Source organism: Corynebacterium sp. KPL4072 (assembly GCF_037908395.1).
Taxonomy (GTDB): domain Bacteria; phylum Actinomycetota; class Actinomycetes; order Mycobacteriales; family Mycobacteriaceae; genus Corynebacterium; species Corynebacterium kefirresidentii.
In genome coordinates, this window is record NZ_JBBMGE010000003.1 from 87,031 (window position 1) to 108,876 (window position 21,846).

Here is a 21,846-nt window from a genome sequence, read left to right on the forward strand (position 1 = left end):
AAGAAAGCACAGCCGCGTTCGAGATTGCCATTTAGTGGCGGACGGCGAGCTCAACCTTCTGGAAGGACTTCAGGTCGGTGTAGCCGCACTTTGCCATGGAGCGGCGTAGCGCGCCGACCAAGTTGGTGCGGCCGAAGGGCTCGCTGGAGGGACCGTGCAACACCGTTTCAAGCGAAGGAGCGGCAGACTCTTCTGCAGCTTCGGCCGGGGTACCGGCGGTGAGGAAATCAACATCCAAGTCGGCATCAGCTCCGGAGAACTGGACGAAGCCGCGGGGGAAACGCGGGTGACCGGCCGTGGCGGGCCAGTACCAGCCTTTACCGCCGGCCTCGCGGGCCTGAGCAAGCAGTGGGCCGAGAGCGACACTGTCGGCGCCACAAGCAAAAGCCTTGGCAATATTGCCGGAGTTTTCAAACTCGGTATCGGCGATGATGTGCACGTAGCGGCCGCCAGTCTCGTCGAGGTAGTCGCGGCGGGCGGCAGCGGCGTCGGCAATAGCGGTGGCCATGGCCGAGTCGATACCAACGGTCTCGGCGTTGGTCGTCACGCCCGCGCCCACGATAACGCCGGCCGCGCCAGTGCGCATCAGGTGCAGCGCGGTGGTGTAGTCGGTAACTCCGCCCGCGATGACCGGCACATCCAGCGATCCGATGAACTCCTTGAGGTTCAACGGCTCGCCACCAGTAGCTACGTGCTCGGCCGAGACCAGGGTGCCCTGAATAAACAGCAGCTCGGCACCGGCCGCGATCACCTTCGGGGCCATCTCACGAGCATTTTGCGGAGAAACGCGCACAGCAACGGTGACGCCGGAGTCACGGACTTGGGAGATGCGTTCGGTAAGGAGGGCGTCGTCAAGCGGGGCGGCGTGCAACTCCTGAATGATGGAGTTATCGCCCGGCTGCGAGTAAATGCGAGCTAGAGCGCCTTCGAGATCCTCGTGGCGGCCCCACAACCCCTCAGCATTAATGACGCCCAGGCCACCTTGCTTGCCCATCTCGATGATGAACTCGGGCGTGGCGAGCGCATCGGTGGGGTGGGACACGAAAGGGATGTCGAAGGTATAGGCATCGATGTGCCAGGTGGTATCCACGTCCTTGGAGGAGCGGGTACGGCGTTGCGGCACGATGGATAGTTGCTCTAGATCAAAGGTGCGGCGGGCCTCGCGGCCGATGCCAATTTCGGCGTATTCACGCATGATATTCCTAGCGGTAGTTTGGTGCTTCTGCGATTTGCTGCAGGTGGTGCGGGTGGGATTCCTTCAGGCCCGCGGCGGTGATTTGAACGAAGCGCTTGGTCTTCAGCTCGGCCAGGGTGGCGGAGCCGGTATAGCCCATGGAAGCGCGCAGGCCGCCGATAATCTGGTGCACGATGGCATCGATATCGCCGCGGAAGGGCACTCGGCCCTCGACGCCTTCTGGAACCAGCTTGTCCTCGCTGCGAACATCGGCCTGGAAGTAGCGATCCTTGGAATAGGAGCGCTTTTCGCCGGAAAGTCCACGGCCCTGCATGGCACCCATGGAGCCCATGCCGCGGTAGCGCTTGTACTGCTTGCCCTGGTAGACCACGATGTCACCGGGCGCCTCAGTGGTCCCGGCAAACATGGAACCCAGCATGACGGTATCGGCGCCGGCCGCTAGGGCCTTGGCGACGTCGCCGGAGTACTGCATGCCGCCATCGCCGATCACCGGTACACCGGCCGGGCCAGCTACCGCGGCGGCTTCCATCAGGGCCGTAATCTGCGGCGCTCCCACGCCAGCGACGACGCGGGTGGTGCAAATGGAGCCCGGGCCAATGCCGACCTTGATGGCATCCGCGCCGGCATCAATCATTGCCTGGGCGGCCTCACGGGTGGCAAGGTTACCGCCGATGACATCGACCTTGGAGCCAAAGTCCTTTTGGACGCGGGAAACCATTTCCAACACGCGGTTGTTGTGGGCATGGGCGGAATCGACGACGAGGGCGTCCACGCCGGCGTCGACAAGCGCGGCGGCGCGCTGGTAGGACTCCTCGCCGGTACCGATGCCGGCCGCAACCAACAGGCGGCCGGCCGAGTCCTTCGACGCGTTAGGGTACTGCTCGGACTTTACAAAGTCCTTGACGGTAATCAGGCCGGTGAGCTTATTATCCGCATCGACGATGGGCAGCTTTTCCACCTTATTGGCCGACAACAGCTCGAGGGCTTCCTCCTTGGATACGCCCTCGCGCGCTACGACGAGCGGCATGGCCGTCATAACCTCGCTGACCTTGCGATCAAAGTCAGGCTCGAAGCGCATATCGCGGTTGGTGCAAATACCGACTAAAGTGCCGTCCTCATCTACCACCGGCAGGCCGGAGATACGGAAGCGGGCGCACAGCGCGTCTACTTCCCCAATGGTCATATCCGGGCGGGCAGTGATGGGGTCGGTGACCATGCCGGACTCGGAGCGCTTGACTATTTCTACCTGCTCGGCCTGGTCCTCGGTAGACAGGTTGCGGTGCAGCACGCCGATGCCGCCCTGGCGCGCCATGGCAATGGCCATGCGGGCCTCAGTCACGGTATCCATGGCGGCCGAGGCAAGCGGGACGCCGAGGCGAATATTGCGGGTAAACTGCGCGCCGGTATCGACCTCGGAGGGCACGATATTGGATTCGGCGGGCAACAGAAGCACATCGTCAAAGGTCAGGCCGCGCAGGGCTACCTTGTTCGGGTCATCTCCACCAGTATGAATACGGTTCTCGCTCATCGAGGTCTCTCCTTAACAGGTTTAGCGGCTACCACAACTGTAGTGCTTTGCCGGCCGACGACACCATTTGGGCAGGGGTAAATTGCCTCGGGAGGGTAAGTTCAATAGGCTCGCAGGCGTGAACTTCTTCGCCAATATGCCCCGCGATCCTTTCGCCGATGACCCGAATGACCCCGCCTCCTTCTTGGAGGAGGACGAGCAGGTCATGCCGCTTACCGACGACGACCGAATCGCCATCATCCACGACCTCGCGCTGGTGCAGAAATTCGCGTCCATCCTCGGCCCGCGCGGCATCGACGGCATCTTCTTCCTCTGCGAGGATTGCCAGGAAAATCACTTTTATGAGTGGGATATCATGGCCGCAAATATGCGCGCCACGCTCGAAGGGGAGCTAGCGCCAGTGCATGAGCCAGGCGCCGAGCCGGATCCCTCCCGCTATGTTCCCTGGGACTACGCCCTGGGTTACTTGGATGGCCTAGAGGGCCGCTAGCTTCTACTGCTGCTGGCCCAACTCGATGGTGGTCGTCGGCTCATCCTCAACGTTGGGGTTGGGCTGCGGGTTTGGCTGCCCTTGTTCCGTGACCACCACGGTTTCGGTGGCGTACTGAGTTTCGGTCACGGTAACCTGCTCCGGCTGCTGTTCCGGTTGGGAAGCTTCTTCCGCCACGGTTTCGGTGGCGGTCTCCGTCACGGTGTGCGGGGCGGGCTTCGGGTGCGCAGAGCGCTTGTGTTCCGCCTCACTGTTGGCGGCGATGGCCTTTTCTTCCTTGCCTTCGGCCGCGTCCAGCTTGGCTCGGGCATCCCTCATCAGTTCCCGAGCACCTTCAATATCGCCTTCGGCCGCGCGAGATTCCATCTCTTCCAGCGTTCCGGCCAGCTCTACATTGCGGGTCTTATCCCCTTTATCAAAAGTTCCGGCATGCAGCATTGTGCCACCGGCTCCAGCAATGACTAGGGTTGCAGCGGCCGCGCCAATGAGACCATGCACGAAAGGCCCGCCGCGGCGACGCTTGCGCGCCTTACCAAGATCAATAACCTGAGGCTCCGCCTCAGCGCCTTCTACCAGCGGGGCCGGAGGCATGTGCTTGTCGACGTCCCCCTTTAACTCCAGCAGCAACCCCGCCAGGTCATCCTGACGGTCGGAAGGGTCGTTGCCTTTCGAAAGCTCAGTGAGGAATGCATCATCATCGACCAAGGGCTGGAGCTGGTCCGCTAGGTCGTCGTTATCGCCGTGGTGCTTAGAAGCCATGATGGTGTCTCTCCCCCTTCCTTTCTGTTATGAAATACCTGCTGTGAGATTGGGCCACAAGCCCCTTAGTGTGCAGTTTCCTGCGCGACTTGGAGGGTCTTTCGCAATTGAGCTAGTGCTCGGTGTTGTGCCACACGGACCGCGCCTGGAGTGGAACCCACAATTTCCGCAGTCTCTTCTGCTGACAACCCGTTGAACACGCGCAGAATAACGATGTTTTTCGCCTTATCACTTAATGTATCGAGCAAGGCGCGCATTCTGTTACTACCGTCGGCCTCTAGCGCCCACTCTTCAGGAGTGGCTTCACGCGCGGAGTCTTCCGGAATTTCTTCGGTAGGCGTGGACTTATCGCGGCCCATCGCGCGGTGAGCATCAGTGACCTTATTAAATGCGATGCCATAAACATAGGCCATAAAAGGACGGCCCTTGTCCTCATAGGAACCAATCGAGGTAGCCACTGCTAGGCAAATCTCTTGGGCCACATCTTCCGCGGTGGGTTGGCTGCCGCCCCCGATGCGGGCGCGGCAGTAACGCAGGACCTGCGGGTGAATGATCTGCAGGACTTTTTGCAGCGCTCGACGGCTGCCGTCGACGGCATGCGGAACGAGATCCGCTAGCTCCTGTTCCCTATCGCTCACGTATGCACCCTCTGAGATGTTTTCGACCGGTAACTAACCATATTGGCACACGGGGAGTTTATGCAAAGGCAACGCGCACCCCCATTACCTATGCAAGCTGAGCGGCAGAAAATTCACAAACCGTTAACCTTCGGCGTTTGCGCTGGTAAACCATGGTGCAGGAAGAGGAAGTGCGAGAATAATACTTAAAAGTCAAAAATCGGTAACCCACCGTTTACCCACGCGCGAAACACTACGTGAGGTTGCTTTCCGCGACGCTGCGGAAGCCACACAAGAATTCTCGCCCTTACAAAGGAGCTTAATAACGTGTCTCAGCCTCATTTGCTTCCCGGTCCCACCGCTGACCTGTGGGATTGGCAGCTACAAGGCGCCTGCCGCGGAGAAAACTCGGACGTATTTTATCACCCGGATGGCGAGCGCGGCCGCGCCCGCGCCCAGCGCGAGAATCGCGCCAAAGCCATCTGCAATTCTTGCCCGGTCATTGATTTGTGCCGCGAGCATGCCTTGCAATCCGCCGAGCCCTACGGTGTCTGGGGCGGAATGAGCGAATCCGAACGCGTGGTAGAGCTTCGCCAGCGTCGCCGCGCCGCCGCGCCGGTCAACGCTTAAGGCAGGAAAGTTAGGGGGAGACGAGGGCGTCGGCAAAAACGCCCCGTCACCGAGTCACGCTGTTCGGCTAAGTCTGCTGGCGTGCCGCTAAAGACCGCCTGGCCGCCGGCCAAACCGGCTCCGAGGCCCAAATCGATGGCGTAGTCCGCGTGCGCGAGCACAGCCAGGTTGTGGTCGATACGGATGACGGTATGGCCGGAGTCCACCTGCTCATCACGCCCGGCTCCACGTAGACCACACCCGCGCCGTTGCGCTTGAGGCAGGCACCCTCGAAACTCGCGGAATAAGAGTGCGGGTTTGATGCCATTGGCCTTGGCGAAGGCCTTGCGAACGGGGTCGGTATCACCGGTGACCTTGATGTATTCCACGGCCCTAGTCCAGGTACAACAAAACCCGCCTCGCGGGAAGCGGGGCGGGTGATGTTGGTAGCCAGTTTAGTGCTGGTGGCCGTGACCGGTGTCAGCTGGCTGCTCTTCCTGTGGCTTTTCCACCACGGAGGCCTCGGTGGTAAGAACCATGCGGGCCACGGAAGTGGCGTTGACCACGGCCGAGTGGGTGACCTTGACTGGGTCAATGATGCCGTTATCAATGAGGTTTCCGTACTCCAGGGTATTGGCATTGAAGCCTTCGCCATTGGACATCTCGGCAACGCGGGAGACGACGACAGCACCGTCGAGACCGGCGTTTTCGGCGATCCAGAACGCCGGGCGGGTCAGCGCGCGGGCGACGGCGAGGACGCCGACCTTTGCTTCGCCCTCAAAGCCCTCAGCGAAGGACTCCAGCTCCTTAGAGATCTGGACCAGCACAGAGCCACCGCCGGCGATGACGCCTTCTTCAACGGCCGCGCGGGCCGCGTTGATGGCGTCTTCGACGCGCAGCTTGCGCTCGTTGACCTCGGTCTCGGTGGCGGCGCCGACGCGGATGACGGCCACGCCACCGGAGAGCTTAGCTAGGCGCTCCTCCAGCTTTTCCTTATCCCAGGTGGAGTCGGTGCGCTCGATTTCGCGGCGGATCTGCTCGCGGCGCTCCTCTACCGCTTCAGCGGTGCCGCCACCATCGACGATGACAGTGTCTTCCTTGGTGATGGTCACGCGGCGAGCGGAACCCAAAACGTCGAGGCCAGCCTCGTTGAGGTTAACGCCCACCTCTGGGTCGATGACGGTGGCGCCGGTAACGACAGCCAAGTCATCCATGAAGCCCTTGCGGCGCTCGCCAAAGTACGGGGCCTTCACGGCCGCGACCTTGAGCACCTTGCGGATGGAGTTGACGACGAGCGCCTGCAGCGGCTCGCCCTCAACGTCCTCTGCGATGATGAGGGTTGGGCGGTTGGTCTCGGCGATCTTCTCCAGCAGCGGCAGGAAGTCCGGCAGGGAGGAGATTTTATTGCGGACGAGGAGCACAGCGGCGTCGTCCAGCACGGCGTGGTAGGTCTCTTCCTCCGTAGCGAAGTACGGGGAAAGGTAGCCCTTGTCAAAGGAAATTCCCTCGGTGACATCGACGGCGGAGTCGATGGTCTGGGATTCTTCGACGGTGACAACGCCGTCCTTGCCCACCTTGTCCATAGCACCGGCAACCATCTCGCCGACCTCCGGGTCGCGGGAAGAGACGGTGGCTACCTGGGCAATCTCGGACGAGGAGTTGACCGCGGTGGCGCGAGCCTTGAGCTCCTCCACGGCCTTTTCGGCCGCCGCCGCGATGCCGCGGTTAAGCTCGATTGGGTTAGCGCCAGCTGCGACGTTGCGCAGGCCTTCGAAGATGAGTGCCTGGGCCAGCAAGGTGGCGGTAGTGGTGCCGTCACCTGCGATGTCGTTGGTCTTGACTGCAACGGACTTAACCAGCTGGGCGCCGAGGTTCTCGAATGGTTCCTCGATGTCGATATCGCGGGCGATGGTCACGCCATCATTGGTGACGGTGGGGCCGCCAAAAGCCTTGGACAACACGACGTTGCGGCCGCGCGGGCCGAGAGTGACCTTGACGGCATCAGCCAGCGTATCGACGCCGCGCTGAATTCCCTCGCGGGCTTCTTGGTCGAATGCAATAAGCTTTGCCATAGTGAGGCCTACTTCTCGATGACGGCGAGCAGGTCACGGGAGGACAGCAGCAGGTACTCCTCACCGTTGTACTTCAGCTCGGTGCCGCCGTACTTGGAAAAGACCACGGTATCGCCCTCGTTGACGCCTACCGGGGTGACCTCACCCTTGTCGTTGGTGCGGCCTGGGCCTACTGCAACGACGGTAGCTTCCTGCGGCTTTTCCTTAGCGGAATCCGGGATAACCAGGCCGGAAGCGGTGGTGGTTTCAGCTTCTACGATCTGTACGAGGACGCGGTCCTCGAGAGGCTTAATGTTTGCCATGATGTTTCCTCCGTAGTGTTCGTATGCGCGCCGGTATGGCACGCGCGTGCCGGTTGTGGATGTCCAGCACAGCCGTCGTCGCGGGTGAACAACTGTGGGTCAAACAACCTGATTAGCACTCTACCCTCGCGACTGCTAACCCTCAACAATGACCCGGCCCACATTCTTAAGCCCTCAGCGATCCTTTCAGCGCTCCCGATTCCCCGCGCGTACAAAGCCGGCAAGCACCAGCTTGACGACGCCCAGGGCGATAGACATCGCACCAAAAATTACGGCGAAGGCCGGCCACCACAGCTGCTCCACCAACGTCTGGCCGAAAGGAACCTGTGGGGTGAGCAGGTGGTGGAGTGGGAGGAGCGTCGCCAAGCACAGCGCCCAGACCACGCCGGCCGCAGTCAGGGTGAGGCAGGCCGCCTCCCCCACTTGTATGCGCGCCCAGGCCCCGGGGGTAGCGCCGGCGAGGGTGAGGCCGCGGATATCGGAGGCAATGCGCCCGTGCATGAGCAGCGAGGTGAGCACGGCACTCACGATGCTGGGGGCAAAGACAGGCCCTAAAAGGGCGACGAAGACCTGCCAGGACGATAGGGTGCCGCCGGCGCCTGCGGCGCTTTCAAAGCGCAGGCCAGAGCCTACGGCGACGATAAATCCGCCGACGAGGACCCACGGCACGATGTGCGGGGTAGAAAAGTTGCGACGCACGCGTACATTGGCCCCAGCGATGCCGGCCGCGCGGGTCCATTGGTCGATAGCGGGCATAAGCCAGGGCCAAAAGAGGGCGACGAGGATGACCAAGCCCATCTCGGCCGAGAGAAGATCGCCGGGATCGGCAATGTGCAGGCACCCGTAAACCGTGCTGCCGATGGCCGCGGACGCGAGCAAGAATTTCACCACGGTCCAGGCCGGGTGTGCGGTGGTGCGCGGCCGGAAGACTCGGCGCAGTGGAGGCAGCGCGCCAACTAGCGCTGCGGACATGCAGACTATGACCGCAATGACCGTGACCTGGCCGGTAATGGCAAGGTCCGGCATGGGGATGCCATCGCTGCGTAGCGCGCGTACGCACGGAGCGAGCAGCGGGCCGGCCGGCAGTACTCCAAGGAGCCCTGCGGCCGCGCTGACTACGGCGACCTGGCCTAGAATGAAGGCAATAATCATCCACCCCGGCATGCCCACCATGCGCCAGGAACGGTAGACCGGCTCGCGCTCGGCGATGATAAGGCGCATTTGCGATAGCGTCACCAACACCACCACGCACAGGGCCATGCCGAGTACCGTGCCGCCCACCGGGCCGGCGGGGTTTTCTTCGGCCCCGGAGGAGGCGACCAGCATGGCTAGCGCCAGGGTGCACGAGGTGGAAGAGACCACCAACGTCAGCGCCACGGCCAGCCACGATAACCAATTGGACTGTAAGTCCTTAAGCCACACCAGCATGGGCTACCTCCTCAAGGGAAATAACGCGGTCGGCCGCTTCAGCGGCGAGGTGCGAGTGGGTCACCATAATCACGCTGGCGCCATCGCGGGCGGCGGTGCGCAGGTGGGAAAGGACGGTGGATGCGGTGGCGTCGTCAAGCGCGCCTGTGGGTTCGTCGGCGAAGATATAGGGCGCTTGAGCCAGCAGGGCCCGGGCTACAGCCACGCGTTGTTGCTGACCACCGGAAAGCTGTGCGGGCAGGCGGCGCTCCAGACCAGCAAGGCCGAGCGAATCAAAGACCTCCGCCACCCGGCTGCGTGACGGGCGCCGGCCGGAAAATCGCGCGGTCAAGGTGGCATTGCGCTGCGCATTGAGGGATTCCAAGAGGTTATAGTCCTGGAATACAAAGGCACGCTGCCTGCGCCCCGGCGCGTTGACTTGTCCGGAAGTGGGTTTATCCAGCCCGGATAGCAGGTTTAGGAGCGTGGTTTTACCGCTACCGGAAGGCCCCATGATGGCGACGAATTCGCCCGGGGCGATGGAAACAGTGACCCGCTTGAGCACAGTGCGGCGGCCGTAGCGCTTGGTGAGATTTTCTGCTTTTAACATGCCTTTGATTCCACTCGGCCGCGCAGAAGAAAGACATGGGGCGGGCTGCCCAGAAAATGGTAGAGCTAGCTCTACTGCTCCACGCCGGGTAAGGCGGCTAGGCTCTTGGGTTATGCGAACCCTCAAAGCCTGCGCGTGGAGCCTTGTCCTTGGCGCGCTATTTATCCCGGCGTTGGTGGTTTCGGTGCTGATGCTGCCGTGGGTTCCGCTGGTGGGACGCGCCGCGGAATTTGTCGGCCGGTTGGGTGCACGGTGGATGGGCGTGGAGATCCCTTCCCGGCGTGCGGGCCGGTGGTTTGATTGGCAGCAGTTTTATCACCTTATTATGCAGCTATTGCTTTCAGCTGCCTGCTTTGCCGCGTGGACTGCCTTGGGTTTTACGGCGGGTGTGCTGGTCATTGCGCCATTCGTGCCAAAGACCGAATTCTCCTTTGGCGAGTGGTCTACCACCAACCGGCCGCTCATTTTCTTTACCTGCTGGCTCACCGCGCCGTTGCTGGTGGCTTTATTGGTGGGGCTCAACCGCCTGTTGGTCTTGGCGTCGACCTCGTTGACTCGGCTGGCGTTGAGCCCCTCGGCCGAGGAGTTGGCGGCCTCGCGCGCCACGCTTATCGATGCCTTCTCCGGCGAGCGCCGCCGCATCGAGCGCGAGCTGCACGATGGACCGCAGCAGTACCTGACCGCGCTCAAGCTCAACTTGGCGGCGGCGAAGTTGCAGGCCCCGTCCGAGGCGCTGCCTGCTTTGGCCGATGCGGAACATAATGCTTCTTTGGCCCTGGCTTCCCTGCGCGCAACGGTGCGCGGCATTGCCCCGCAGGTGCTTTTCGACGCCGGGCTTATCCCCGCCCTCGACGAGCTACTCGCCCACTCCGGGCTGGAGACTGAACTGCACGTGGACGGGCCGGAACGCTCCGTGGACGAGACCACTGCCCTGCTGGCCTATCATGCGGTGGCCGAGGCACTTACCAATGCCTCCAAGCACGGCGCGGCCACCGAGGCGAAGGTAACGGTTACTTTCGGGGACATGCTGCGCCTGGACATCGTTGATAATGGCACCGGCCCCGACCTCAGCCCCACGGCCAAGGCGTCCACCACGGACGCGGCGACAGTCGCCACGTCGGGAGCCGGTACCGGCATAGCCGGGCTACGCGAGCGCGCCGCCGCACTGGGCGGCACGCTAAAACTTGCCGCGGCACACGAGACTGCCGCGGGCGAACGCGGCGGCCGACTACTAGTCGAGCTGCCGCTGAAGGAGGCGGAATGAAACTATTACTCGCGGAAGATTCCGCGCTGCTGCGCGCCGGGCTCGAGCAGCTACTCAGCTCTTTGGGCCATAGAGTTACAGCCGCCACGGATGCCGAAGAACTGCGCGCAATCGCTGGGCGAGAAGCCTTCGACCTCATTATCAGCGATGTGCGCATGCCGCCCACCATGACTGACGACGGCCTGCGAGCCGTCCATGACCTGCGAGCGCTAAACCCTACCCAACCAGTGGTGGTGCTAAGCCAATACGTAGCGGCAAGCTACCTCGACCGCCTCTTGGAGCACGGGGGATTTGGCTATCTGCTCAAAGAGCGCGTCTCTGATGTAGAGGAATTCGTGCGCACGCTCGACGAGGTCGCCCGCGGCGGCACCGTGGTGGACCCAGAGGTGGTTACGGCACTGCTGTCTGCAAAGCGCACTGGCCTCGCCCAACTCACCGCCCGCGAACGGGAGGTGCTGGGACTGATGGCGCAGGGGTTGAGCAATAAAGAAATTGAAGACACGCTCGTTCTTAGCGCTGGCGCGGTAAGCAAGCATGTCTCCAATGTTTTTACGAAGCTCGGGTTCCTGCCCGAGGATTCTAACCGACGGGTCAAGGCCGTGCTGGCGTGGCTGCGCCACACCGAGCGCTAATAACGCCGGCGACGCGAGCTACTTCTTGGAGCTGAGTCCACTCAAAGCATCGCTGGAGCTCAGGGAGCTGCCGCCTTCCGGATCCTGTGGCACCTCTGGGGTGTCGGGGTCGGTAGAGGCGTCGGCAGGCGCAGCGCCACGGTCCTTCTTCTTCAGCGAAACCTTGTCTACCAGGGTGTTATCGGCTTCGTTGAAGGTAGCGAAGGTGAGCTTGTCATCGGAGACATCCACGCGCATGTAGTCCTCGGTGTAGTCCTGGCGCCACATGGCGGTGGACTCATGGGCGAGCTTCGGATCGATGGTCTCCATGCGTGCGCCCTTGTGCTTCTGATTATTAACGTCAGTGAAGTCGTAGTACTTGCCGCCACCCGCGGTGGTGGTGGTCAGATACAAGGCCTCACCATCCTTGGGTTCGAGGACATCGCCGCGCTGCGGCTTCTTTTCTGGCAGGACTGGCTTGTTGTTTTTCATCAGGTGGCTGCGGGTGTAGATGTGGTCGTGGCCGGAGAGCACGGCATCCACGTTGAGCTCAGAGAGTACCGGGGTGAGCTTCTCGCGCAGGTTGGTGACGTCCTTATCAAAGTGGTGCGAGCCCTGTGAATACGGACCGTGGTGCATGCCAACTACGATCCAGTCATTATCCGCGCCACGAGATTCCACGGCCTCGCGCAGGAATTGCTCGTGGCGGGCAATATCGGCGTCGGAAGAAGCATTGGAGTCCAGGCCAATAAAGAGCACGTTATTGCGCTCGAAGTAGTGGTCGCGGATATCTTCGGCCTGGTGGGGGTTAGAGAAGTGCTCATCATGATGTTTCATGGTGAGGTTATAAGTCTCGTGGTTGCCCGGAACGGTATTGGTCGGGATGTGACGAATTTCCGGGGCGGAGAAGTAGGCATCGTACTGCGGCACTTGGGCGCCCCAGCCTTCTACTTGATCCCCTAGGGACCAGATCATGTTGGCATTGGGCACATGGGAAGCCGCGTGAGCGATGGTCTTGCGCCACTGCTCCGCTTGGTCATCTACCTTGAGGTCCACGCCGATTTGCGGGTCTGCAACGGTGAGGAAAGACCACTCATCGCCATTGGAGCCGGTGTTAAAGGTCTCTGGTTCGGACCAGCCGCCTTCCTCAGAGCCAACGCGGTAGGAGTACTCGGTATCCGGCTGCAGATCGGTGGCGGTGGCGAACTGGGATTTATAAAGCAGGGCGCCGTAATCGCGTTCCTCGGCGCGGAAAGTCTTGGTGCCTTCCGGGCCGGTAACCTCGAGGACTTCGTCGGCTTTGGACTTGGTGCGCCACGTAACCATTACCTGGGATTCATCCTCGCCCGGCTGCAGGATGGTGCGGTAGATGGGCGAATCAGCGGCCAGCGCCGGGGTGGCGGGCACGATGGTGGCGGCACCGCCCACGGCAAGGGCGGTAACGAAGGAGGCGACGAAGCGCGATGATCGAAGCATACAGTTTTCACCTTTTGGAGTCTTAGAAAAAGCAGTACGGCTCCCTAGGACACCATAAGAATGTGAACACCGTATTACGAGCGCGCGAAAAGCGCTTGAACCCTACCTGTGAGGGGCTAGGTTTAAAGGCTCTTGGTGGAATTGATAACGGCCGCGCGCCAGAGCGTGTACTCCTCTGGGTTATCTTCGCGGTAGTTCTTGACGGCGCGAATGCCCTGCTCCACGGACTCGATGACTGCGTCAATGGTTTTATCTTCGCCCTCGGCATCAACGAAGATGACCGGACCACAAATGGAGCGGATGGGGTCTTGCAAGAAAGCGGCATTGCCGGTGGCGGCGGCGTTGCGCGCCAAGGAGGCTACTGGGTTGGGTTCGGCGCCTTCGGCCTTGGCTTCGGGGTTGTAGAGCGCCGCATAGGTGGTGCCGTCTTCTTGGAATACTACGGAGACGCGGTCCTCAGTGGTGCCGCCCAAGAACTGGTTGGCGTGCTCCAGCTCGAATTCCAGCTTGCGGCGGGTGAGATCAGGGTTGACAAGGAAACCGACGGTCATGAGAGAAAGCTCCTTCACAAAGCCAAGAGGGCATGAACGCCTTTTAGGGTACCGGCCCCACACCCCGCCTGCAGAGCGAGAAAGAAGAACTTTAGGTTAACTGCGGCTCTTCCACATCCAGCTGGGTATCGGTGCCAACTCCGAGGCCAGAGGGCTGGGCGCCTTCATGAATAAGCTGCGCACCAATGGCCGCGATCATCACGCCATTGTCGGTACACAGCGAAAAGCGCGGCACGCGCAGCTCGACCCCAGCGGCGGCACAGCGCTCGCTAGCCAGCTCGCGCAGGCGGGAATTAGCGGCCACGCCGCCTCCCAGTAGCAGCACCCGGGCGCCCGTGTCCTCGCAGGCACGCACGGCCTTGGCGGTCAGGACATCGGCTACGGCTTCCTGGAAGCTGGCGCAGACATCTTCCACGCTGATGGTTTCCCCTGCCTTTTCGGCGCGCTCCACGTAGCGGGCCACGGAGGTCTTGAGCCCAGAGAAGGAAAAATCGTGGCGGTGCGGGCCGCGCAGATCCTCGGCGCGGGACATGCCGCGCGGGAAATCGATGGTGGCTTCGCCGCGGGCGGCGAGCTTATCAATCACCGGGCCACCGGGGTAGCCCAAACCGAGGAGACGGGAGACTTTGTCGTAGGCTTCACCGGCGGCGTCGTCAAGCGTAGAGCCCAGCTCGCGCATGGGCTTGCCGACGGCCTCAACCTCCAACAGCTGCGTATGCCCGCCCGAGACCAAGAGGGCCACCGAATGCGGCAGCTCTTCGCCTTCCAGGTTGGCCACGGCAACGTGGCCGCCTAGGTGGTTAACGCCGTAGAAAGGCACGCCCCAAGCCGCGGCATAGGCCTTGGCGGCCGAGGCACCCACCAGCAAAGCACCGGCTAGCCCTGGCCCCACGGTGGCGGCGATGGCATCTGGCTTAGCGATGCCCGCCTCATTCAGCGCCGCCTGCATCACCTGCGGCATGGCCTCAAGGTGGGCACGGGAGGCGATCTCCGGGACGACGCCGCCGAAACGCGCGTGCTGCTCCATGGAGGAAGCGACAGCATTGGCGATGATTTCCATGTGGCCGTCCTCGCGAAGCTCGACGATGCCCACGCCGGTTTCATCGCAGGAGGACTCGATGCCCATGATCTTCATGACTGCTCCTTAATTTTAATTATCTTTAACGCTCGGACTGGCGCGGGCGCACCATCACGTGCGCATCTGCTCCGGAGGGTTGGTAGTAATTCTCACGAATCCCCTGCTTGGCAAAGGCATAACCCTCATAAAGGCCGATAGCAGGTTCGTTGCCTACCCGTACCTCGAGGAAGACCGGGGCGTCTTTAAGATCCGCAATATGGCAAATATTGTCCATCATCATGCGAGCAACGCCGCGGCGCTGTGCGGCGGGGTCGACGCCGATGGTGTGGATTTCAAATTCTGGATCAGCCGCTGGCCCCATCATGCCGATTCCCGCATAACCTAGCAGCACTGTAGATTCGTGCGCGGGGTCGAGCGCGCCTTCTACCCCGAAATAGAAGTTGAAGGGCTGGGCCATTTCCTGGTGGAAAACTCCGCTGGACCATGGGGTCTCTCCGGGGAAAAGGACCTTTTCCAGCTCGGCGCATCGAGGCGCGTCGGCCGGGGTCAACTCGCGCAGCTTCACAGTTCAACCTTAGGAATGGCGGCCGACAGCTGTTGCCGCTTCGGCGGAACCGCATCCGGGCGGCGTAGGTAGAGCGGCACAACGGGGGCTGGTTCCGCAGTGAGGTCAGCTACGGCCACCAGGGCTGCTGCGGTGGGATGGGCCGCGCGGTGTGGCAACTCGGTCAGCTCCTCCGGTAGCTGTGCGGCGAGGCGCTCGGGGATGATGACCTCGGCCATAGCGTTAAGTCCCACCTCAACTTCTGCCGGCTTAGTTACCTCAGGACCAGAGATGCGCTGCACACCAGAATCGGTGGCGCGGTAGGTGGCCCAATAGATCTCTTTGCGGCGTGCGTCGGTAGCCACCAAGGCGGTGGCCTCGCCACCCGCGTCTGCGGGGCTCGCGTGGAGGCCGGCAGCATAGGCGATTGCATCGTGGGTGCATACGCCGTGGAGGGGGATGGACAGGGCGTCGGCAAGCGCGGAGGCAGTCGCCATACCCACGCGCAACCCGGTAAACGGGCCTGGGCCCACGCCGGTGACCACCGCATCTAGGTCGGAATACTCCATACCTGCCTCTGCGAGGGCGTCAGTGATCGTAGGTATGAGCAGCTCATTATGAGCGCGGGTATCTTCCAATACGCGCTCGGTGGTCTGCCCAGTGGCGGTATCTACTACCCCGGTGACCAAGGCGGTAGTTGCCGTGTCGATCGCGAGGACGCGCATTAGCCAACCAGCTTCCAGGTTCCATCCTGACGCTGGAACGCCAAAGGCTGAGCGCCCTGGACCATCGGTACTCCGCCATCCAGGCTCTGGCCCTGCTGCTCCATGGCCTTGATTTGGGTATTGATCATTTCACAGACTTCGACCTTTTCCGGGTCCAGCTCTTCGATGAAGGGCTCAGTGCTCTGGGAGATGGCAACCGCGTAGCTCTTGCCCTCTGGGACCTTGCCATCTTCAAAAGTGATGTCCTTGGTATCGATCTGCGCCTCTTTGACCTTCTCTTCCTGCATGCCCGGGCAGATGAAGCCAATAGCGGCATAGTCCTTGCCGTAGACATCGGACGGAATAAGGCTCATCGCCTCCAGGTTTTTCGGCGTCTTAGACAGCGTGGAGCTGAGGTTTCCCTCCAATGGATTGTCCTCGCGCAAGGTAGACGAGGCGAGGAGAACCATCATGACAACAATAAAGATGGCGATAATGGCGGCGGTAAGGTTGCGAGCGAATTTAGTCATGGGGTGAGTAAAGCTCCTTGAAAAGTTTTAGATTTCAGGCGGTGGGCGGTTTATCTGGCAACCGATGCTACCTGGTTAGCCGCAACACAAAACCCACAGGGTAGTGCCTGCCAGTGTAGGCGGGCACCCCTGTGGGTGAGTAATTAACGCGATGTATTGACGCTATAGCAATAGCAAAAGCAGCACCTGCGAGGCGATAATCTTGCCGATGATTGTCGTGGGATACACCGTGGCCCAGCCACGACCGGCCAGCTCGGTGCCGGTTTGGTCGCGAATATAGGCAAAGACCGCCGGATTGGTGGTCATGCCAGCCGCACAGCCCATGGCCTCGTCCCACTTCAGCTTCAGCACCAGCATGCCGATGACGCCAATCAGGATAGCGGAGGTCAAGGTGATAATGAGACCCACGCCCATAATGGTCAGGGAGGACGGATCCGTTAGGGCATCGCGGAAGGAAGCGCCGGCCGAAGTACCCACGCCAGCGAGGAAGAGGGTCAGTCCCATATTAGAAATGGTTTCGCGCGTATGGAATGGCATCTGCCAGTTAAGCGGACCTGTCCGGTTGAGGTAGCCCAGCAGCAAGCCGACGACCACGGGGCCGCCACCGAAGCCTAGCTGCAAGGTGGAACCGCCTGGCATCGGAATCGGAATGAGGCCAAGCAACATGCCCAGCGTCAGGCCGATAGCCATGGACAGCAGGTCCGCGTTACCCAAAGCAGCTTCAGAGTCACCGAGATACTTGCGTACATAAGACAAGCGGCTCGGGCTGGTTACTACGCGAACACGATCCGAATAGTTAAGCACCGTATCTGGATGCGGGACGAGGTCCTTATCGCCCTTACGAATACGAGCGATGATAAAGCCGTGGTCTAGGGCCTTGATCTCGCGAACCGACTTACCTGCAATGTCCGGGTTAGACACGGTAACGCGGGCGTACTTTAGACCGGCTTCCTCGGTCAGCTCCACCGGGTATTCTTCACCCAAAATCTCAATGGCCTTATCGACGGCCTCTTCGGAGCCATTGAGGAGGTATGCTTCGCCCTCGCATAGCGGCATTTCTGGGACGGCGAGGCGGTGACGCTCTTCGTCAGAAACGATACGAGTAGCAACGACAGTCTGGCCGGTTACGCGATAGATATGACCAGCGGTATCATTAAAGTTCTTGGTCAAGCGCACGCCCTTGGCCACGAGCTCGGCGGGAATCATGCCCTCCGCGCGGGCATCTTCCTCATGGTTGACCTTAACCACCTTGGCGCCGATAGCTGCGACCAGAATCGCGCCGATAACCGCACCCGGGTAGGCCAGGGAGTAACCGACAACCGGGGTGGAATCGCCCACCATTTCCACCACGGCGGCCATACCCGGTGTGGAGGAAAGCGAACCGGCAAACATACCGGTAGCTTCTGGCGTGCTCAGGCCAAAGGCGCGGATGAGGCCAAAGCCTACGGCAACCAGGATAACCAGCATTCCCAGCATGAATACCGTGAGCTTCCAGCCACGGGTCTTAAACTCGCGGACGAAGGAGGGCCCAAAGCTGAGGCCAATGGCATAAACGAAAATCGCCAAGCCAAATTGATAGACCAAAGGCGGAATTTGGATATCAGGATTGGCAGTAGAAAGACCCAGCGCCACAAACATCGCAGCCGCGGCACCGAGGGAGATGCCGAAGATCTTAATCTTGCCAATCGCTAGACCCACCGCCATGATGACGAAGAGAGATAGCAAAGGACTAGAGGCGAGAAAATTCAACACCTCAATAGAATTACGCACTGGTTATACCCGGGGCAAATTCTCCGCGTAGGAGATTCATCACTTATCCGCACTTTAGGCGGACATTTGTGCTAATGACCGCCCCGCAACGACCACGTAAAGCGGCGAACATCCTCGTCTGCGCCCGCGTATTCCGCCGGCTCGCGGTCGATGCTAATAAACAGGTAGTGCTCCACAATCTGCTCTACTAGTCCCCCACCCCATTCGGCAATGACCACGGCGTCTTCTAGCTCCGTGTCCAAGTCCAAAGCATCGAGCTCCCCTAGCGGATCCCCGGAATTAGCGCCGCCTTCATCGAGCAAACGGTAGGCATCAACGTGAACGAGGTCCGGCCCACCTACGGTTGAGCGGTGCACCCGGGCAATCACGAAGGTCGGCGAGGTTACCCGCCCCTTGACCTGCATGCCCTTGGCGACGCCCTGCGTTAGCGTCGTCTTTCCAGCCCCCAATGGCCCATCCAGGATCACCACATCGCCAGCCTCGAGCGCCGCGCCCAGCTCTTCGCCGAAAGCATAGGTTTCTTCCACCGTGGATAGGTCACGGCTGCCGGATTCCGGAAAGCTACTGCGCATCTTCTTCTCCTATGTATTCGCGTTCGGTGCGGCCATCGGGCAAGCAGACCACCTCGTAGTTGATGGTTCCTGCCGCCGCGGCGAGATCCGTAGCCGATACTCCCCCGTTGCCGAAAATCACGGCAGCTTGACCCGTGTCCACGCCATGGGGGTTGTCGCCCAAGTCCACCACAATCTGATCCATACAGATTCGGCCTACCTGTGGATACAGGTGCCCGCCGATGCCTACATGCAAGTCGCCTTGATAACCACGCGGTAGACCATCGGCGTATCCGCAATCCACGGTGGCCAAAAATCCCGGCTTATCCGCCTTCCAGGTCAGTCCATAACAGGTGCCTTCCCCTGGCTGAATCGGCTTTACGTTAAAAATCAGCCCGGACCAAGTCATGGCTGGGCGCAGACCATGCTCGCGGCCGTCAATAGGCTCCAAACCATAGCAGGCGGCGCCTACACGTACCTGCTCAAAATAGGAGGAAGGACGCGTCAGCACAGCTGGTGAATTGGCCAGGTGATTGACTGGACACTCCAGCCCAATCTCGCGCGCGAGCCGCAGGGCCTTGCGAAACGCCTCCTCTTGGGCGTCGTTGTGTGGATTATCCGGCTCATCAGCACAGGCAAAGTGCGACATAAGGCCGAGAACCTTGATATGTGGGGCGTCGCGCAGCACCTTAAAAGTGTCCGCCCAATCCTCTTCATCCACACCGGAACGGTGCATGCCGGTTTCTACCTTGACATATACCTCAGCAGGAAAATCGGCTTTAACCAGCTTATGTGCCTGTTCAAGAGAGTTAACTGCTACCTCAATGCCACAGGCAAGTGCCTCTTCGAGGATTTCGTCCGTCTGCCAAATCCACGCCACGATGGGTGCCTCCACACCCGCGCGGCGCAAATCCACCGCCTCCCGCAGAGTGGCCACTCCAAAGCTATCCGCGCCTGCACGCGCCATTACCGGCACGACTTTGGCCGCGCCGTGGCCATAGGCATCGGCCTTGACCACGCACATGAGCTTGACCTCAGGCCCTACCTTTTCCTTGATGAGGCGGACGTTGTGCGCAATGGCGGAGAGATCAATGGTGGTTTTCAGCATGTCCACCATTGTGCCACTGCTCACCCCTTTGCTGAATTCGGGCGGGTAGCGGCCGGTGAGCGAGCAACGTGCCTACACAGATTTGTACAAACAAAAAGGAAGCCCCCTTTCCTACCACGCAAGAAACGCGGCAGGTAAGGGGGCCTAACGGCGGACGCTTGGAGCGGATTACTCCACGGTCACGGACTTGGCCAGGTTGCGCGGCTGGTCCACGTCGTAGCCCTTGGACTTGGCTACGTGGGCGGCGAAGATCTGCAGTGGCACGGTAGCCAGCAGCGGCTGCATGAGGGTCGGGGCCTTCGGGATGCGGATGACGTGGTTTGCGTAATCCTCCACGGCGGTATCGCCTTCTTCCGCGATCACGATGGTGATGGCACCGCGGGCACGGATCTCCTGAATATTGGAGACGACCTTGGAGTGCAGGGAGTCGCGGCCACGTGGGGATGGCACGATAACGAAGACCGGCTGGCCTTCCTCAATAAGCGCAATTGGGCCGTGCTTGAGCTCGCCTGCGGCAAAGCCCTCGGCGTGCAGATAAGCGATCTCCTTGAGCTTCAGCGCGCCCTCTAGCGCCACAGGGAAGCCGACGTGGCGGCCCAAGAAGAGCACGGATTCCGCGTCCTTCATGGAATTGGCCAGGTTGGCCACCTGGTCTTCCTCGTCGATGACGCTTTGGACCTTATCCGGCATGTGGCGCAGCTCAGCAAGAACGCCCTGGATCTCATCGGCGAACATATTGCCGCGCAGCTGAGCCAGGTAGAGGCCAAGCAGGTAGGTGGCGGTAATCTGCGCGAGGAAGGCCTTGGTGGAGGCCACGGCGATTTCCGGGCCGGCGTGGGTGTAGAGCGCGGCGTCGGATTCGCGCGGGATGGACGAGCCCTGGGTATTGCAGATGGCAATAACCTTGGCGCCCTGCTGGCGGGCGTGGCGCACGGCCATCAAGGTATCCATGGTCTCGCCGGACTGGGACAGCGCAACAACGAGGGTCTTCTCGTTCACGATCGGATCGCGGTAGCGGAACTCGTGGGCGAGCTCGACCTCGGTAGGAATGCGGCACCAGTGCTCGATGGCGTAGCGCGCCACGTGGCCGGCGTAGGCGGCGGTACCGCAGGCAATGACGATGATCTTGTCGATGGACTTCAGCACGGTCTCATCGATGCGCAGATCATCGAGGGTCAGTTGGCCTTGCTCATCGAAGCGGCCCAGCAGGGTATCGCGCACGGCGGAAGGCTGGTCGTGGATTTCCTTTTCCATGAAGGAATCAAAGCCGCCCTTTTCCGCAGCGGCGGCATCCCACTTGATTTCAAAAGGCTTGCCCTGTGCAGGGTTGCCCTCATAATCGGTAATTTCCACTTCGTCCGCGGTGATGGTCACAACCTGGTCGTTGTCCATCTCCACGGCAGACTTGGTGTAATCAATAAAGCCGGATACATCGGAGCCGAGGAAGTTCTCGCCCTCGCCCAAGCCGATAACCAGCGGGGAGTCGCGGCGAGCGGCAACAATGCGATCGGCCTGCTCGGCGTGGATGGCTAGCAGGGTAAACGCGCCCTCCAGGCGAGCGCAGGTTAGCTGCATAGCCTTGGTCAGGTCACCGGCTGCCTCGTTGTGGAAGACATCTCCCAGCAAGGTGGCAGCGACCTCGGTATCGGTCTCGGAAACAAAGTTATAGCCCTTGTGCAAAAGCTCGGACTTGAGCTCCGCAAAGTTCTCGATGATGCCGTTGTGTACCACTGCCAGCTTGCCGCCATCGACCACGTGCGGGTGCGCATTCAGGTCGGTGGGGCCACCATGGGTAGCCCAGCGGGTATGGCCGATACCCAGCACGGAGTCAGGCAACGGGCGGGCTGCAATCTCAGCATCCAGCGCAGCGACCTTACCGGCCTTCTTGCGCCAGCTGATATCTCCATCGGCGTACATTGCTACGCCAGCGGAGTCATAACCGCGGTATTCCAAACGGCGCAGCCCTTCTAGAACTACGTCGAGGGCGAAGTAATCACGGCCACCACCAGCGTGACCAATATATCCAACAATTCCACACATGGTTGCTGATTTTACAGCACAAGGGGCAAA

Annotated in this window: 22 protein-coding genes and 1 pseudogene; 4 read left to right on the forward strand and 19 right to left on the reverse strand. The window is 61.1% G+C overall.

Features of this window, described 5'->3' with window-relative positions:
• Positions 1-31: 31 nt before the first annotated feature.
• Together WMP97_RS04170 and guaB are read right to left on the reverse strand one after the other, a co-directional pair.
• Positions 32-1,195: a GuaB3 family IMP dehydrogenase-related protein gene (locus WMP97_RS04170; RefSeq protein ID WP_239205805.1), complete on the reverse strand. Its 1,164-nt coding sequence runs from the start codon at positions 1,193-1,195 to the stop codon at positions 32-34.
• 7 nt (positions 1,196-1,202) lie between these two features.
• Positions 1,203-2,723 carry an IMP dehydrogenase gene (guaB, locus tag WMP97_RS04175; RefSeq protein ID WP_301716535.1) on the reverse strand — a complete coding sequence of 507 codons (1,521 nt, stop codon included), beginning with the start codon at positions 2,721-2,723 and terminating at the stop codon, positions 1,203-1,205.
• 118 nt (positions 2,724-2,841) lie between these two features.
• On the opposite strand from guaB, the gene WMP97_RS04180 reads away from it, so the two are divergent.
• Positions 2,842-3,213: a DUF5319 domain-containing protein gene (locus tag WMP97_RS04180; protein ID WP_005326826.1), complete on the forward strand. Its 372-nt coding sequence runs from the start codon at positions 2,842-2,844 to the stop codon at positions 3,211-3,213.
• A gap of 3 nt (positions 3,214-3,216) precedes the next feature.
• Here the strand turns inward: WMP97_RS04180 and WMP97_RS04185 are convergent, their stop codons facing one another.
• A complete protein-coding gene (locus tag WMP97_RS04185) occupies positions 3,217-3,972 on the reverse strand; it encodes a hypothetical protein (RefSeq protein WP_340439876.1) in 756 nt (251 codons plus the stop codon).
• 65 nt (positions 3,973-4,037) lie between these two features.
• Positions 4,038-4,610, reverse strand: coding sequence for a sigma-70 family RNA polymerase sigma factor (locus WMP97_RS04190; RefSeq protein WP_023020628.1), 573 nt, complete (start codon positions 4,608-4,610; stop codon positions 4,038-4,040).
• A gap of 306 nt (positions 4,611-4,916) precedes the next feature.
• Between WMP97_RS04190 and WMP97_RS04195 the strand changes: the two genes are divergently transcribed.
• A complete protein-coding gene (locus WMP97_RS04195) occupies positions 4,917-5,219 on the forward strand; it encodes a WhiB family transcriptional regulator (protein WP_023020627.1) in 303 nt (100 codons plus the stop codon).
• Here WMP97_RS04195 and WMP97_RS11810 read toward each other — a convergent pair.
• The 5 genes and pseudogenes from WMP97_RS11810 to WMP97_RS04220 form a co-directional block, all read right to left on the reverse strand.
• Positions 5,216-5,569 (reverse strand): annotated as a pseudogene (locus tag WMP97_RS11810) (hypothetical protein); the annotation flags it as partial. The gene WMP97_RS04195 and the pseudogene WMP97_RS11810 overlap by 4 nt on opposite strands.
• Positions 5,570-5,653: 84 nt before the next feature.
• On the reverse strand, positions 5,654-7,270 hold the full coding sequence (gene groL / locus WMP97_RS04205) for a chaperonin GroEL (RefSeq protein ID WP_023020625.1): 1,617 nt from the start codon (positions 7,268-7,270) through the stop codon (positions 5,654-5,656).
• Between the two features lie 8 nt (positions 7,271-7,278).
• Complete coding sequence (gene groES, locus WMP97_RS04210) at positions 7,279-7,572, reverse strand: co-chaperone GroES (RefSeq protein ID WP_005322702.1); 294 nt, start codon at positions 7,570-7,572, stop codon at positions 7,279-7,281.
• Between the two features lie 186 nt (positions 7,573-7,758).
• Positions 7,759-9,000, reverse strand: coding sequence for an FtsX-like permease family protein (locus tag WMP97_RS04215; protein WP_340439877.1), 1,242 nt, complete (start codon positions 8,998-9,000; stop codon positions 7,759-7,761).
• A complete protein-coding gene (locus WMP97_RS04220; RefSeq protein ID WP_023020623.1) occupies positions 8,984-9,589 on the reverse strand; it encodes an ABC transporter ATP-binding protein in 606 nt (201 codons plus the stop codon). Before WMP97_RS04220 ends, WMP97_RS04215 begins: the two co-directional genes overlap by 17 nt.
• 112 nt (positions 9,590-9,701) lie before the next feature.
• Between WMP97_RS04220 and WMP97_RS04225 the strand changes: the two genes are divergently transcribed.
• Together WMP97_RS04225 and WMP97_RS04230 are read left to right on the forward strand one after the other, a co-directional pair.
• Positions 9,702-10,853 carry a sensor histidine kinase gene (locus WMP97_RS04225; RefSeq protein ID WP_239208232.1) on the forward strand — a complete coding sequence of 384 codons (1,152 nt, stop codon included), beginning with the start codon at positions 9,702-9,704 and terminating at the stop codon, positions 10,851-10,853.
• A complete protein-coding gene (locus tag WMP97_RS04230) occupies positions 10,850-11,485 on the forward strand; it encodes a response regulator transcription factor (RefSeq protein WP_200288249.1) in 636 nt (211 codons plus the stop codon). Before WMP97_RS04225 ends, WMP97_RS04230 begins: the two co-directional genes overlap by 4 nt.
• Positions 11,486-11,503: 18 nt before the next feature.
• Here the strand turns inward: WMP97_RS04230 and WMP97_RS04235 are convergent, their stop codons facing one another.
• The 10 genes from WMP97_RS04235 to glmS all read right to left on the reverse strand — a co-directional run bounded on the left by WMP97_RS04235 (position 11,504) and on the right by glmS (position 21,816).
• Positions 11,504-12,940: a purple acid phosphatase family protein gene (locus WMP97_RS04235; RefSeq protein ID WP_301716531.1), complete on the reverse strand. Its 1,437-nt coding sequence runs from the start codon at positions 12,938-12,940 to the stop codon at positions 11,504-11,506.
• Positions 12,941-13,062: 122 nt separating this feature from the next.
• Complete coding sequence (locus WMP97_RS04240) at positions 13,063-13,491, reverse strand: hypothetical protein (protein ID WP_023020619.1); 429 nt, start codon at positions 13,489-13,491, stop codon at positions 13,063-13,065.
• A 91-nt stretch (positions 13,492-13,582) separates the two neighbouring features.
• Positions 13,583-14,626, reverse strand: coding sequence for a tRNA (adenosine(37)-N6)-threonylcarbamoyltransferase complex transferase subunit TsaD (tsaD, locus tag WMP97_RS04245; RefSeq protein WP_239205791.1), 1,044 nt, complete (start codon positions 14,624-14,626; stop codon positions 13,583-13,585).
• 25 nt (positions 14,627-14,651) lie between these two features.
• Positions 14,652-15,134 carry a GNAT family N-acetyltransferase gene (locus WMP97_RS04250; protein ID WP_239205789.1) on the reverse strand — a complete coding sequence of 161 codons (483 nt, stop codon included), beginning with the start codon at positions 15,132-15,134 and terminating at the stop codon, positions 14,652-14,654.
• A complete protein-coding gene (gene tsaB / locus WMP97_RS04255; RefSeq protein WP_340439879.1) occupies positions 15,131-15,838 on the reverse strand; it encodes a tRNA (adenosine(37)-N6)-threonylcarbamoyltransferase complex dimerization subunit type 1 TsaB in 708 nt (235 codons plus the stop codon). Before tsaB ends, WMP97_RS04250 begins: the two co-directional genes overlap by 4 nt.
• On the reverse strand, positions 15,838-16,347 hold the full coding sequence (locus WMP97_RS04260) for a hypothetical protein (protein WP_023020615.1): 510 nt from the start codon (positions 16,345-16,347) through the stop codon (positions 15,838-15,840). The genes tsaB and WMP97_RS04260 overlap by 1 nt, the downstream gene beginning before the upstream one ends.
• Positions 16,348-16,509: 162 nt before the next feature.
• Positions 16,510-18,099, reverse strand: coding sequence for an aspartate:alanine exchanger family transporter (locus WMP97_RS04265; protein WP_340439938.1), 1,590 nt, complete (start codon positions 18,097-18,099; stop codon positions 16,510-16,512).
• Between the two features lie 89 nt (positions 18,100-18,188).
• Complete coding sequence (gene tsaE / locus WMP97_RS04270) at positions 18,189-18,689, reverse strand: tRNA (adenosine(37)-N6)-threonylcarbamoyltransferase complex ATPase subunit type 1 TsaE (protein WP_316331125.1); 501 nt, start codon at positions 18,687-18,689, stop codon at positions 18,189-18,191.
• Positions 18,679-19,782 carry an alanine racemase gene (alr, locus tag WMP97_RS04275; RefSeq protein WP_340439939.1) on the reverse strand — a complete coding sequence of 368 codons (1,104 nt, stop codon included), beginning with the start codon at positions 19,780-19,782 and terminating at the stop codon, positions 18,679-18,681. Before alr ends, tsaE begins: the two co-directional genes overlap by 11 nt.
• Before the next feature lie 162 nt (positions 19,783-19,944).
• Positions 19,945-21,816 carry a glutamine--fructose-6-phosphate transaminase (isomerizing) gene (glmS, locus tag WMP97_RS04280; RefSeq protein ID WP_023020611.1) on the reverse strand — a complete coding sequence of 624 codons (1,872 nt, stop codon included), beginning with the start codon at positions 21,814-21,816 and terminating at the stop codon, positions 19,945-19,947.
• Between the last annotated feature and the right edge of the window lie 30 nt (positions 21,817-21,846).